We start from the raw sequence: 13,833 nt of genomic DNA, 5'->3' as shown, positions 1-13,833 counted from the left end.
CAAGGTGGAAAATGGGTATTACTGCCTGGAAGGTTTCCATCGAATGAGCAAAGGCTCCCTACCAGGTTACGGTGTGGGAGCCTATTGAACACGGATTGATCCTCAACCTTATCATCTAAGCAATGATAAAGGGACGATCGTCTTACTCTTCAGGAGCGCTCATGAGGTGCGTTGCGCCTTACGCGTTTTTTTATTTTAGCTTTACGCTCGCTAACGTGTGAAACTGATTTAAACTGACTCCCCACGTCCAATGCTTTAGCAATGCCTGGGTTTAGCAGTAAATCTGCGCCAAATTTAACAGCTGGAGCGATATTATTGAGCGTTCTCTCACGATATGCCCAATGATAGAAAACGTTATTGCCAGAAGATGTAACATCCTTATACCCAATAACATTCACATCAAAAAATAACTGCAGCAATGTCTCCGCATCAGTCAAATAACGGGGAGCATCGAACTCTTCCCCGTTGGCCCACTTCTTAAAAGCGGTGAAGGCTTCCACAAAGTGGGCAGTGGAAAATCTACTTCGCCCATCCAAAAACTGAAAAAACTTTATATACTTAGTAAAATCTTCGTGCGTCATATAGAACGCCGCATAATTTTTCACTTCACCCAGTAAATACTCGGAGAACTCTTTTGAGAATCTTGACGAGTTTATCATGTCGGGAGAAAACACATCACTCCCTCCCTTGCCATATTTTATTTCAAGGCCGCGGGAGATCTTTATAAAAGTTAAAAAATCTCTCGGCTTATGAAAAGTAGTTTTGAGCAAATGCTTGAATACTTTGCTAGGCTCACGAGGCGTATCGAAATAGTGCTCCCAGCTTACCCCAAGCTGATTCTTCGTCGCTTGTTGACTGGCAAGAAACTTGTCGCATAGCTTATATATACCTGCTTGTTTGTGATCTCTTTCGTCAGCCGACCAATTTAACAGTATGGAGTTATCTTGGATTCGAGAATTAGAGTTGTAAAGGTTTAGAGTATTCAGAACATCAGGGCGCACGAGCAGGCATACTTTTATCCTGCCTTTAGAGTCGTTAATGCCGGAAAAGAAATCAGTGTTCAACTGCCACACAGCTTCACCCAAACCTTTTATGCACTCTATATACTCCCGATGGCTAATTTGCTCAGGTCGAAAGTCTATTCCGTCTATGAATAGAGCGTGGGATTTGCCAAGCGACAAGTCTGCAATAGCTTCTTTGAATGACTGCTCTAGGTTAAGAAGGTGATGCTTGAGTATTTGACCCTTCTCGGACTCACCTTGTTTGGATATCGCACTTAGATCTAGATTTGGTACTTTTGCGGTCGCCGAAAAAACCAATTCATTCAAAGCATCGAACGCTGTTTCGACTTCTGGATTTAGAGCATTTTTTGTCCACTTAGAAATCTGATCTTCGAGAGCTCTAAATTTTCCAGTAAACCGATGAAGGGCTTTCTTTGATTTTTCAATTATCATCTGACTAATGATGAAAAGGAGCATCGATCTCCATATATTGGCATAATCACTGTAGTTAAGCTTGCTCTCCTTCTTAAGGCTGACAAATCTTTTATACTGAGTTTCAGTCATTGATGTAAGCTTGGAAACATGATGCCTGTCAGGATTATTTTCCAAGTAAACAGCATATGCTGTTTTTCCAGAGCCTTTCTCTCCTATCAAAAAATAGATATCTGGGCTTAGGCACTTCTGCAATTCTTCAGTCTGAAGAAATATCTTTGAAAAAAACTCCTTATGATGTCTGCCTTTATAGTTATATGCATCGTTCATGGGTTCTTTTAATTGACTGATTTTTGTCCAGACTTCGCTCATAGCACTCCCTGTAATTTTCTGCAGATACTAATCGTGGCTTTTTGACATCAAAAGCTACCAGTAATTGACAGGGAGCGCGACAAATAAAACCTTAATTATTTATTTGATTTGGCTTTTTGATCATCACCGCCGACAGCGTCGGCGGCATGGTCGATCTCACGACCGCCGGCCAGTGGTCCTGGCGCCGGATCTGGTCAGGGAATGGCTCGCCCCGGCTACGCCGAAGGAGCGCGTCGAGCAAATAGCACTGCACCAGGGAAAGCCCGCCGATGCCTTTGAGTGGTTCAGGGTTAACGGCGCCGTCGGGAATGTCAGGAATCAGACAGCAGAACTGATAGAGCCCGCGCGGCAATGAGTGACAGGTTAACATCCAAAGCGGATACGGTTTTTCTATAAAATACACCCTAATTAATATGCTGCATCTACAGGGTAGTGCCTTAGTCGCTTAGACACATAGAAAGCAGTAATTTCGAAACAGTGTTTCAATTATACAATGGCTCCCGGCCAAGCTTTCGATATAGTAAGAATTTCATCTCTGGCTTTTGAGAACTGCTTGGACTCTTCAAAGGCACGAGCAAACAAAACTAACTTGTCTTTAGCGCCAAGGATAAGCGGCCCGGTTTGCGCCACAAATTCTGGGCAGGATTCCGGATAGATCTTCACAACCAACCCCTGCATATAAAGACGATAATATGCAATTTTTATTTTTCCTCCTGCCAGTGGAACCTCATCCTCGTCATAGGTTGGAGAATAATTGTGAGTCACCCCAAAGTCACTCATTTGATCAAGTATCATCGGATGATAATCAAAACTACCCGAATCTCCATTTAATATCATCTGACCGATCCGATCCAAATCCACTCCTTCGCGGGGCAAAAATGCAAACTCTTTAATTTTACTTCTCAAGCACCTCCACAGTATGCTCAAGAAAAAGAGCCTTAGCGCCTTAGAGTCAACACCTTCAAGCCCTCGAAAACCAAAGCCAGATCCGGGCGGAGGTGGAATATCATAGTCTGAAGCTTCAAGACTCGGAAGACCATTCCATCCACTCCATACCAACTTATGCTTTCTCAACTCATCGATTCCACGAGTGTCGATTCTCGAAAGAATTGACTCACCATCATCAATAACCATTTGGTGATCAAACCAGCTCGTGAATCTTCTAATTGGCCTTTGCCCTCGCCCTGACTCTATAAACCTATCTCCTTTCTTATCAGGAGAAGTCAACGCGAGTGGTATAAGATGAGACTTTGCGAATTTACCTTCAACTCCCAACAGAGCACATACACCTGTTTTGGGTACTGGATTGGCACGCTGATGTTTGCGTTTTTTACTGGCCATAAACTTCTCCATGTCATGATGGCCGTAGCATAAAATGCGACCCCTCAAAAACGCTAGTCCCCCTCTTTCACAGCAGTACTCATATTTCGCCGCCAGCTTTCGCCACCTCACTTTTCTAGAGTGCTATATACCTGCTCACACATCATTCCTCTGTTCCGGCTTTGATCAACATCTGCTGCCAAGTCTCCCGCTCGCTGGTCAGCGCGCTTGAACAGGTCGGCAAGCACCAAGGCTGTGCGGGTAGCTGCCTGGCTTGCGGCGGCAGTGCAGGAATTACTGCGGCCCTGGGCAGCGAGACGACTGGCGAGGTCGTCGACTGTACGCTGCAGGCTCCCAGCAGCAGCGCGAGCGATAACAGCATCAGTTGCAGCTTGATCGATTTTCCGTTGCCCATCTTGCACCGCCTTGTTGATTGAGTTCTGCCGGATCTGTTCTTTCTCGCGCTCGGCCTTGTCGGCCAGGGCCCAGGCCTGCTTGTCGCCAGCATCACGGGCATTCCAGCGTGCTTGCCACTCGGCATCCTTGACCGACATCCCGAGGTCGTATACGCGCATCAGGGACCATCCTGCCAGCGCGACCAGAAGCAGGCAGGCCAGAGCTGCGCCGCCGATCTTAAGCATGGCGGCGTTCATACCAGCACCCTCACGATAAGGTCGTACAGCGCTTTTCGTTCAGATGCACCATGCGGAACCCGACCGGCTCGCCCGGTGTTGATGATGCTACCGATGTCCTGGAAGCGCATGGCGTCTGCCAACTCGTTGAGCCCGTTCGACTGCCAGAACCAGCCAGCAACCAGGGCGGCGGTTTCCGGCTGCTCGACCAGCTCAGGATGATTGACCAGATCCAACCCCAGGGCGGCTCCGGCGGCGCGGTAGTTGTTCGCTCCGGTCAGCTGGATCAGGCCACGCCCCCGGTACTTCCAACCATCACCCGGCAGCGTGTTGCCCATCCGGCCGGCGTACACGATGTCTGCAATCAGCTCGGGCTTGCGCGCGACCTGGGCAGCCAGGACAGCATCAAAGCGGTTCGGCCAGACGGCCTGAAGCCGTTCGGCGCTGTAGTTCAAATTCTCAACCATGCGCGTCAACTGCCCCGACTCATGCCCGATATGGGCGATGAACGCGGCCATACGCACCGGCGAATCGATCTTGAAGCGCGCCATCGCAGCATTCAGCGCAGGCACAAAAAAGCCCGCGACTTGGCGGGCTTGAGGGAAGATCTGCAGCAGCTGCTGCTCGGTGATGGTCATGCCTGGTTTCTCCAGTGATGATGGGGTTTAAAGCTGCTCGACCCTGAGCGGCTTTGTTGCTTTCTTTTTCTTGCCTTTGGCTTTCGCCTTGCCCTTCTTGCCGCCGTTGCACTCGACGGTGGTGCTCCACCCAGACTGGGTGAACACCTGCTCGACCGAGTCCACCAGGTAATCGCCATCGAGGCCGACCTTAAAGCCCTGGGCATTGATCATGCGTTCAGCGAACAGATCGGTTCGGCCAGGCATCTCCAGGCGTACACCGGCGGTGCTGCGGTTGAATGCCGCCAGACGGGCTTTGGCGGCCTGCTCGGCTGCGGACTTGTTCGGATAGATATGTCGGTCGGTGTGCACCGGCGGCAGGCCGTCCGGGGAGTCCTCGTTGCCCAGGTCGACGACCCGCAGCTTTCCGCTCTTCTTGTCCTGGTGCTTGGTCTGCACCGCCTTGTGGGTGCTTTTGTCCCCCAGGCGGAACTGATAGCGGCTCACGTCGCGACGGGTGATGGTGACGGTGCCAAGGGCCTTGCCGCTCGCGCTCTGCCCGGCCTGTCGGGGCAGTACCAGCAGTTTGCCGTCGGCCACCTTGGCCGTGCAGTCGTACTGCTTGGCCAGGCGGGTGATAAAGTTGAAGTCGGATTCATTGAGCTGATCGACACGGGGCACCTTGGTAGTCACCGGGCACACCGGCTGCCAGCCGTTGCGAGTCGCCACATCGCGCACGATCTGCTGCAGTGGGACGTTTTCCCAGCTCCCGCTGCGGGTGGTCTTGCCACTGCCGCGCATGTCACTGGCCTTGCCACGGATCTCGATAGAGTCAGGCGGCCCTGTCACCACGACCTCGTCCACCATGTAGCGACCCAGGCGGGTCAGTGACTGGCCGGCGTAGCCCATGAACACCTCGATGCTGGCGCCACGGCCGGGCAAGGCCACAGCGCCGTCGCGGTCGTCGATGCGCAGCTCAAACTCGTCCGACTCCATGCCGGGCTTGTCCGAGGTGCGTAGGGTCAACAGCCGGTCATTGATCAGTGCGGTGATGTTCTTACCGTCCGCAACAATTCGGAACTCTGGTCTCATTGCTCATGCTCCAGAAATGGAAAACCCCGCACATGGCGGGGTCTGTAGGTGACTCTGACAATCAATCCCAGAGCAGTACGGTGGCATCGGTCTGGCTCAGCAGCTCCGGCAGCACGATCAGTACCCCATCCCGGAACGGCTGGGGCTCATCGGCCAGCCCCTGGTTGGCATCCAGCACCGCTTCGACACTGCCATTCAGGTGCCCGTAGTACTGGTGGCACAAGGTGTCGAGCAGATCCCCGTCAGACGTTCTGCATGTCGTCGCCATAGCTCACAAACTCCATTGAAAAGCCCTGCTTACGCGGGATGCCCCCGGCCAGCAGATGGCTCTGTTCCTCCTCAAGACTGGTCAGGCACCAGGTGCCCAGCACTTCGCCGTAGCCCGTGGTCAGACTCAGCGGCTGCAGGCGTCGCCCGATGCTGCGCAGTTTTCGCAACTGACCCAGTCCACCCTTGAACCCAGGAAACACCGCACCCTTGAGAGTGATTTTGTCGTCGCCCTGCCCCACCGCCTGCTGCGCGATGCTGCGGGTCAGGCGTTCCTGGCCAGCCCAGCGGAACCCGGTCTGACGGCGCAGCTCTTCAAAGGCGGCCGTATCGAGGTTGAAGTAATACGGCTGTCCACCAGTCTTCAGCGGATGGATGATCAGCAGGTGCGGGAACGGCTTCACCGCCTCGGCCGCCGGGGTACCCAGGTTGCCGAATGAACCGGTCGGGAGGATGTTGCCCAGGGAAGGACTGACCTGCCCACCGATCCGGTTGATCGCAGCACTGGCCTTGGCGGTCTGTTCCTGCAGCGTGCCGAGCCGCTGCTGGATCTGCCCCGCCGCCGACACGGCCTGGCTGTACTTGGCCGCCACCTCACCGACCACGGACTGCCCGGCGGTGATGCCGCGCAAGGTCCGCTGCAGCTTTGCGCCCATCTCAGGCCCCACAAACGGGATATTCTCCAGCTCCGAGGCGGCGCCGGTAATCTCGCTGATGGCTCCGTTCAGCGGGCTCAGCATGCCATCCGCACTGCTGCGGCCCGCCTCCCCCGCTTCAACCAGGGACTGAAACCCCGACTGCAGTTGCTCCATGTACGCCATGGCACCTCCTTAAACGTGTGGTTCATCCGACAGCTGACGAGCCGCAGCCTGGCGGCTGTACTCGTCGAACATCCGGCGCATATAAGGCTCAACCTCCCGGGCCACCTGAGCCGGGTCTTTAACGTCCCCCTGCACCGTGACCTGCAGGCTTGGCGAGAAAGCAAATTGCTGGTCGACCTTGGGCACCTGCTTCGCAGGCTCGGGCGCCTTGAGCAATGCCGGCACAGCTGCCGGCGGTGAGGCGGTCCCCATGGAGCGCACCACCTGCCCCATCATCGGGGGTGTCTGTCCGGTCTTGAACGATTTCGCGATGTCACCCAGGACCGGAGGAATGTCCTTTCCGGCGTTGACCATCATCAGCGGCCCTGCTGCCGGCATCCGCTTGAGCGAATCGTCGGAACCAAACATCGCTTTGCCGGCATAGGAGCCCAGGGCATCCCCTCCCAGGTAACCGACAGTGCCCCCGATGGCGGCACCGATGGCCCCGCCAATGGCCGTACCGAGACCTGGAACGACGGAACCGAGTGCAGCACCAGCGGCCAATCCCATTTTTGCCCCCCCCAACGAGCCTGCTAAGCCCCCCGCCGCACCGCCATAACCTTCGGCCTTTTCATCACGGGTCTTGGCATTCTGGTAGGTGTCTGCAACCTTAAGACCGGAGCCCAACACCGACAGCAACCCCACCCCCTTAATCGCTGGCGCCAGTCCTTTGAACAGCGAACCTATCCCTTTCAGCGCCGTAGACCCTATGCTCGCCGCGCCCTTTGCAACACGCCCCACACCGCGACGGCTAAAGACATTCCTGAGCGCCTGACCGACACGGCCGAACCGCCCCGTACTGCCTGCACGGCCTCCTTTACCGCCTTTCTTGTCCTTGCCACCGTCGAGGTCATAATCGCTACCGCCGCCACCCAACCCGCCGGCGTTGGTGACAAACACTCGTTGGATCACGTTCGGGTTACCCATCAACGAGCCTCGGGCCACATTGAGCATGCCCTTGCCGATCTTGAAGGCGTTGACCGCAAGCCCCAGCGCACTCAGCCCTGCGGCAACAGCGGTAAAACCTGCAATAACGGGGGAATATTTATCGGCGAGACCAGCCAAGGCATAACCCACTTTTGCCAGGCCGTCCGCGACACCATCTGTCAGCGGACGCAGCGCATCACCGATGCGGGTCATCGAGGCTTCCATACTGCTCTTGACCATCGACCACTTGGCGTTGGAAGTCTCCCGCGCCTTGTTCGCGTCCTGCTCGATCTTGGCCTGACCATCGGTCTCCTTGATGGTGGTCATGTCCTCCTTGATCGTGCGGCCATACTTGATCTGCGCCAACAGACCGGCGCTAGAACTCTTGTCGCTGACGATACCGACCAAGCCAGCCGACTCCAGCAACGACGCCATGGCCTGGGCTTCCTCGGCACTACCGTCCGAGCTTTCGCGAATGCGTTTTTTGAGGGCCTCTACTTCCTTGGCTCTGGATGGGTCCTGCTTCCTGAGTAACACATCGCTCAGCTTGATAAAGGCATCGACCGGGTTGTCGGCCTTACCGTTTCTGGTGTTCTCAGCAAGAGAACCCACCAGATCGATTCCCTCCTTGGCGAATCGATCTTGACTGGTGCTACTGATGATTGCGCTCAGAAGGTTGTCCATGTTGGTCGCAGCAGCAGCCGCGTCCTGGGTCTGCTTGTATTGCGACTGCAAACTGGCACCCAAAAAGCGCACCGCTTCGGGCCCCTCCATGCCCAACGTTTTGATGGTACCCAGCAAGCTCGGCATGTACTTGGCCATGTCCTTCGGACCAAACGCACCAATGTCGCCAGCGGCTGCGACCTGCCCCAGCATCGCGCCCATCTCTTCCTTTTTAACGCCAGCCTCCTTGAACGCGCTAAACAGCGTGGCAATGGTTTCGGCCTCCATACCCTGACCATCGACCAAGTCCGCGATCAGCGGCGAGTAGTCAACCGACTCTTCCCACTCGATTCCCTTTTCGATCAGCCCACCCACGGCCTTGGCCAAAGCTTGTTGGCCCATCCCTTTCTTCGCAGCGACCTCAGAGATCTTGTCCGCCATCTGTTTTTCGGCGTCCGTGCCGGCGGTGTGGGCCCACAAGGCCATCTGCCGGATCTGCGCCTGATAGTCACCCGATATCTTGGTGGGGATGGCCACCATGCCGACCCCGGCCACTGCCTGACCGATACCGGATTTAAGACCCTCCTTGCCCTGCTGGATCTGGGTGTACCCCAAAGCCTTCAGTTCAGCACCACGGGCGACCTTTCCCAGAGCCTGATACTCCTGGCGCAACTTGTGCACCTGGATACCTTGCTTCTGCAGGGCGCTCAGATTGCCCTCTAGCTTGCGCAGCAATCCGTCCGCCGAGGCCACGCCGGTGTCGTGGGCCTTCTTCCATTCATCCCGCAGGCGCATGGTTTCGCCGATGGTGTTCTTCAGCACCTTGGCCTTGTTGCCTTGTTCCTCCAGTTTCTTGATCCGGCCCTCAACCGTTTTGAAGGCTGCCCCCACCGTCGAACTGACGGTGCCGCCGATCACCAGCCCCAATGCCAGTTTGCTTGCCATCTGATTCACCTATGCCCGAGTTGATGGGCTCAGTCCGTGAGCCACCAGACCATGTCGGAAAACCTCATGGTCATGATTTCCTCGGCGGAGAAATGCAGCTCGCTCGCGAGCCGCTTCGCCGCCATCTTCATCACCGCCGGGTCAAAGTTCGTCGTCTTGCACCAGGCGAAAATAACCGGCCTGCAGGCGCTGGTAATCCTTGAGGGTCATGCCCTCCAGATCCTTGGCGCCGACCTCGGCCAGACTGGAGAACAGCATGAGTTCGCGCTGTTCGTCGTCACTGCCGGCGGCAGTATTAGCGGCGCGCACATCGCGCACGGTGGGTGCGCGCAGGGTGACCTTGTCGCAGACCACGCCATTCATCTCCACCGCCTTGGTGAGAGTCACGACCACGCTCTCGGCGCTCAGGGTCATCCAGGCCGGTGTCTTTTTCGATGCTTGAGTCATTGCTGTTTTCCTTACAGGCCCAGGGCCGAACGTTGGGCGGCGAGCTGGTCGACGCCGTTGATCACGCGCTTCATACCCAGCGCATCGATCTCGTAGATGAGGCGGCCGTCCACTTCCAGCTTGTAGTAGGTCAACGCCACGTTGTACTTGATCTCGGCCTTGTCGCCGGACTTCCAGTCGCCCATGTCGACCTCCTTGAGCATGCCGCGCAGGGTGACAATCACCGGGGTGACCTTGCCCTTGAGGCCCTTGAAGGCGCCCCGGAACACGCCGTTGAAGGCGGTGCCGTCGGCCAAGCCGAAGAACTTCAACGACTCGCGGCGCACGCTAGTGGTGGTAAAGCCGGCCTCTTGTTTTTCCATGCCCATGTCCAGCTCCACCGGCACGTCCATACCGCCAGCCCGGTGCTCCTCGGTCTTGAGCGTCAGCTTGGGCAGAGTCAGGCTCGGGACATCCCCCTGGAAGCTGATGCCATCGGCGAACAGGTTCATGTTCGCCAGGGTTTCGGGAATCATTGCCATTGCTGCGGCTCCTTAAGCGGCGGAATCGAGGACTTCGGTCAACCACTGGTTGGTGACCTCGACGCGGAAGTTGGGGTTTTCGGCGGGCGGCACGTCGGTAAAGCGGATGTTCCAATACACCTTGCCCTGCTCCAGCTGGCTGGCGGTGTTGAGTTCGGTGTCCGCGTAGACCTCGAAATTGATAATCGCGCCCTGGTTCTTCAGGTCGCGCATAAATGCCTGCAGGCCCTCGGTCACATCCTTGACATAGGTGGCGGTGATCGAGCGGTCAACCGCCCACTTGTGCCCGTAGAGGATCGCGTCCATGACGATGTCCATGGTTCGCACCCGGGTGACAAACGCCCACTTAGGATCGCTCGACAGCGTGCGGTTACCCCACAGGCGGAAGCCCGCGTCTCGAATGATCGTGGTGATATTGGCGTTGTTCAGTAGGTTGGCCCGGCAAGTCTCGTCACCATCCAGAAACTCAATGGGTCGGGTGGTGCCGGTGAGGCCGACAAACTCCTTGTTCGATGGCGAGGCCCAGAAGCCGTACTCGTTGTCGGTCCAGGCGAACAAACCCGCTGCCCAAGCCGAGGCCGGCGCATCGACGGTAGCACTCTCCCCCGTGTCCCAGTACTGAATGCCCGGATCGACCAGGTAGGCCCGCTTGGCACCGAAGTTCTTGACGTACTCCATTGCCGCCTCGTCGGTGGTGTTGGGGCCGTCGAGGATAGCCAGGCCGCGCAGCTTGTCGGCCAAGGCCACCAGGGCTGTGCCGACCGGCAGGCCGGCGCTGTGCTTGGGAGTGACCAGCAAACGCGGCTGGGCGTTGAAACGGCTCTTGCCGTCGAGCAAGGCTTGCAGGCCGGTACGCTTGCCGCTGGCCAGCACCCCGCCGATGATCGCCGAGGTCTGCTGTGCGGCGTCCTGAACCTTGGCCACACCGCACGCAACGATCACCGCCTTGGCGCGCTGATAGATGGCCTTGCACGCCTTGGTGATGGCCGCATCCGGGCCCCAAGCCGCGATGGCCTCGCGCTCGTTGGTGATCAGCAGCAAGTCGTTGGCCTTGGCGCTGAAGTCTGGCCCTTCGGTGAAGGTATCCACCAGGCCGATGATCGAGGACGACGGCAGCGAGATAGTGCGCGTGCCAGTGTCCACATTGGTGACGGTAACGCCGTGAAAGAAACCACTCATGGATAAGCTCCAGACATGAAAAAGCCCCGAGAACGGGGCCTTGTGGGTAGTGATACAAAGGTGGGTGTCAGATCGATGCAGCGTTAACCCGGCTGATCAGGCCATGCGATATCAGACGGAAAGCCCGACTGCGTTTGAATCCGGTTCAATGCCACGCGATAACTCTTCCAAAGCTCCAACAGCGAGACTTCGTCATCCGTCGCGACCTCCCCGTCTACCGCGTCTTGAAGCGGTGCGATCCGCAACGCCGCAATACCCAGCAAATAATCTCTCTGCGAATACGCCGATTGCTGCAACTGCTCAGCAGAAGGAGGCGACGGATCAACAAGCGCCGGACGCTCGCCACTCCAGTCAACTTTCTTCCCTGCTGCAATGCCCAACAGCAACCCGAGATACTCTTCAGAACTCAATTCAACTGCATCGGGCGGCAACGTTGTATTGATAAAGTCGTCGAAAAAGGTCTTTTCAGTACGACTAGAAAAATTGGCCATTTAATCAATGCCCCCAGGCTTCATAGTAAATCGTTGATGCGCCCGACCCGCTATTTGTGATCGACACAATAGACAACCCCGTCTTCGTAGAAGACCCGATATCGGCCGCGATAGCAGTGTTGTTTAAGCGCGAAGGTGCAGTCACATTTCCAGACAGCAGAGCATTCGGAAAGGCAATCGGCAAAGGCGCGGTTAATGTTTGAGAACCTGCAGCGGTGTACGCAATAAAACCCCATTGCTTGATGTAACCGCCAGGGAACTGCTGATATCCAATCGGCCCAAAGGACTGGCCGTACACGAACTGTTGAGCGACTGCCTGAGCAATGAAGTTGTAAGTCGAATCAGACATTGCAACCCAAGTCGTTCCGCCCCCCGAGACAAACACAACTGACTCGCCATAACGAAGCAAACCCGCGTATGCACCCTCATTGAAGTGCCCATTTAGATCATCACCCGCGACCACTTTAATTCTGTTCGTCGTGCCCTTTGCATTCGCACCACGAATCGCTATCAACTTCCCAGACGGAACATCACTGGCTTTCGGTAGCGTCACAGTCCCGCCTCCACTACCCGTCAATAGAACCACTCGCCCAACATCTGCAACGGAAAGTTGAACATTCACACCGGAGACATCCCGAGTAGGTATGTCTTTGTACTGCACGCCCGCCGTCATGAGCGCCTCAGCAGTGATGATCTGGTTACCGGCAGCAAATTGAGCAGCCTTCGGCGCTCGGGGACTGCCGGTAAAAACTGGCGAATCCAGTGGGGCTTTAGCTTTCAACGGAACCGCCAGCTTCTTCGGCGTGACAATTGTCGTATCGTCTTCACCGGCGCTGACAGCTTCCTGAGTCGCGATTTTTGCGACGCCCAGCAACAGCTCAGTTGCCTGCACAAGCTTCTTAGCGATGGCTTGAAACACTCGCAGAGGCGTCATCGCAACCGTGTTATCTTCACCGGCTTCCGCCTGCACCTGGGTCGCCAGGGGAGTCACCCGTTGATCGACATAAGCGCGAGTAGCGAGGACTACTGAGGGGTCAATCTTCAACTCGATATTTGCAGTGCCACCGACAATCAGGTTCATCCGCACGGTCTGTGTCCGGCCAGACCCTTGCGACAGAAGAGGCTTGTAACTCGGCGGGCAGTTGGCAACCGCGACAAGATCGCCTGCCGCGTCGTACAGCCCCACTTCGCGAATCCACTTGCCACCCACCTCGGCGGGAATGACCTGCTCGGCCACGATGATGCTCGGGTTCGCAGGATCGATGGACAACTGGTTCAAGGGCGCACGCCGCCACTCGTTGATCAGCTTTGTCTGCGCTCGATCCGGTTTCGGGTCGGTGTTGTTCGCATCGCCTACCCCCATTTGCGAGAAGGTCCACGGAATGCCGAGCGCGTCCGCGTTGGCCTGCTTGGCCTCCCCCAGCGCCGTGAGGATGGCGAAGAACTGGCTGTTCTGGTCAGTCATGAATAGATATCTACCGTATCAGTTGTGGTTTCTCGACCGTTCCGCGCTATGACAGCCGTGACCTCAATGTCACGTTGTTGCGGTGGGTCAATCGTCAGTTCGTCGCCGTCGGTACAAAGAGCACCGATGTAGATCCGGCCCGTGGTTTCCAAGCTGATGGCCAGGCCGGTCATGTGCCGGCTGACGGGCTTCGCGTCGTCGATCAGCCGGGTCAGTTCCTGATACATCTCCTCGGTGATGCCGGTATCCAGCACGCCGACTTTCAGGGCAAAGGTGGCCGGTTCACCGGCGGGCACCGTCTGCCACCACTCGACCACCTCGATCAGGTAGCCCAGCGGCTCCACCACCCGGCGCAACGCGCCGATGGTGCCCTTGCGGGCGTGGATGAAGTAGGAGGCGCGAATTGCGTTGCGCTTGACCGTCTCGGACCAGCGCGGGTCCCAGCGATCCACCGACCAGGCCCAGGCCAACTGGGGTAGCAAATACACCGGACAGGTCGCGGGGTTGTACAAGGTGCGTAGCACAATCGAGGTGTCGCCGGCGTTCGCAGCCTCAAGGGCCCTTTCCAGCGGCGTACTGTTGATCGGCAATAGGCTGGTCAT

14 protein-coding genes and 1 pseudogene are annotated in these 13,833 nt (G+C 56.6%); 1 reads left to right on the top strand and 14 read right to left on the bottom strand.

All coding sequences use genetic code 11. From position 1 onward, the window contains the following. Positions 1 to 149: 149 nt before the first annotated feature. Positions 150 to 1,805: a P-loop ATPase, Sll1717 family gene (locus DNK59_RS31890; RefSeq protein ID WP_177431214.1), complete on the bottom strand. Its 1,656-nt coding sequence runs from the start codon at positions 1,803 to 1,805 to the stop codon at positions 150 to 152. Between the two features lie 110 nt (positions 1,806 to 1,915). Here DNK59_RS31890 and DNK59_RS07600 point away from each other — a divergent pair. After that, positions 1,916 to 2,160, top strand: a pseudogene (locus DNK59_RS07600) (SOS response-associated peptidase family protein); the annotation flags it as partial. A 131-nt stretch (positions 2,161 to 2,291) separates the two neighbouring features. On the opposite strand, the gene DNK59_RS31585 reads toward DNK59_RS07600, so the two are convergent. The 13 genes from DNK59_RS31585 to DNK59_RS07535 all read right to left on the bottom strand — a co-directional run bounded on the left by DNK59_RS31585 (position 2,292) and on the right by DNK59_RS07535 (position 13,833). Then, on the bottom strand, positions 2,292 to 3,146 hold the full coding sequence (locus tag DNK59_RS31585; RefSeq protein WP_146249889.1) for a hypothetical protein: 855 nt from the start codon (positions 3,144 to 3,146) through the stop codon (positions 2,292 to 2,294). Between the two features lie 107 nt (positions 3,147 to 3,253). Beyond that, positions 3,254 to 3,778 carry a DUF2514 family protein gene (locus DNK59_RS07590; RefSeq protein ID WP_110722797.1) on the bottom strand — a complete coding sequence of 175 codons (525 nt, stop codon included), beginning with the start codon at positions 3,776 to 3,778 and terminating at the stop codon, positions 3,254 to 3,256. Beyond that, positions 3,775 to 4,395 (bottom strand): glycoside hydrolase family 19 protein, encoded by a 621-nt coding sequence (locus DNK59_RS07585; protein ID WP_177431213.1) that lies wholly within the window; start codon positions 4,393 to 4,395, stop codon positions 3,775 to 3,777. Before DNK59_RS07585 ends, DNK59_RS07590 begins: the two co-directional genes overlap by 4 nt. A 27-nt stretch (positions 4,396 to 4,422) precedes the next feature. Next, entirely contained in the window at positions 4,423 to 5,466 is a 1,044-nt protein-coding gene (locus tag DNK59_RS07580; protein ID WP_110722796.1) for a phage late control D family protein, read from the bottom strand. Between the two features lie 61 nt (positions 5,467 to 5,527). Beyond that, a complete protein-coding gene (locus tag DNK59_RS07575; RefSeq protein WP_110722795.1) occupies positions 5,528 to 5,734 on the bottom strand; it encodes a tail protein X in 207 nt (68 codons plus the stop codon). Then, positions 5,709 to 6,554, bottom strand: a complete 846-nt coding sequence (locus DNK59_RS07570) for a phage tail protein (RefSeq protein WP_177431212.1) — start codon at positions 6,552 to 6,554, stop codon at positions 5,709 to 5,711. The genes DNK59_RS07575 and DNK59_RS07570 overlap by 26 nt, the downstream gene beginning before the upstream one ends. Before the next feature lie 9 nt (positions 6,555 to 6,563). Continuing rightward, positions 6,564 to 9,128: a phage tail tape measure protein gene (locus DNK59_RS07565; protein WP_110722794.1), complete on the bottom strand. Its 2,565-nt coding sequence runs from the start codon at positions 9,126 to 9,128 to the stop codon at positions 6,564 to 6,566. A 141-nt stretch (positions 9,129 to 9,269) separates the two neighbouring features. Then, positions 9,270 to 9,575: a phage tail assembly protein gene (locus DNK59_RS07560; protein ID WP_047303049.1), complete on the bottom strand. Its 306-nt coding sequence runs from the start codon at positions 9,573 to 9,575 to the stop codon at positions 9,270 to 9,272. A gap of 11 nt (positions 9,576 to 9,586) precedes the next feature. Next, positions 9,587 to 10,096, bottom strand: a complete 510-nt coding sequence (locus DNK59_RS07555; RefSeq protein WP_110722793.1) for a phage major tail tube protein — start codon at positions 10,094 to 10,096, stop codon at positions 9,587 to 9,589. 12 nt (positions 10,097 to 10,108) lie between these two features. Further along, a complete protein-coding gene (locus DNK59_RS07550; protein ID WP_110722792.1) occupies positions 10,109 to 11,275 on the bottom strand; it encodes a phage tail sheath family protein in 1,167 nt (388 codons plus the stop codon). A gap of 83 nt (positions 11,276 to 11,358) precedes the next feature. Beyond that, complete coding sequence (locus DNK59_RS07545; RefSeq protein ID WP_110722791.1) at positions 11,359 to 11,766, bottom strand: tail fiber assembly protein; 408 nt, start codon at positions 11,764 to 11,766, stop codon at positions 11,359 to 11,361. Positions 11,767 to 11,770: 4 nt separating this feature from the next. Next, on the bottom strand, positions 11,771 to 13,231 hold the full coding sequence (locus DNK59_RS07540) for a phage tail protein (RefSeq protein WP_110722790.1): 1,461 nt from the start codon (positions 13,229 to 13,231) through the stop codon (positions 11,771 to 11,773). Beyond that, complete coding sequence (locus DNK59_RS07535) at positions 13,228 to 13,833, bottom strand: phage tail protein I (RefSeq protein WP_110722789.1); 606 nt, start codon at positions 13,831 to 13,833, stop codon at positions 13,228 to 13,230. The genes DNK59_RS07540 and DNK59_RS07535 overlap by 4 nt, the downstream gene beginning before the upstream one ends.

The sequence above is a fragment of the Pseudomonas sp. TKO26 genome (assembly GCF_003225665.1).
In the GTDB taxonomy this organism is placed as follows: Bacteria; Pseudomonadota; Gammaproteobacteria; order Pseudomonadales; family Pseudomonadaceae; genus Aquipseudomonas; species Aquipseudomonas saponiphila.
This window is presented reverse-complemented; position numbering and strand designations above follow the sequence as displayed.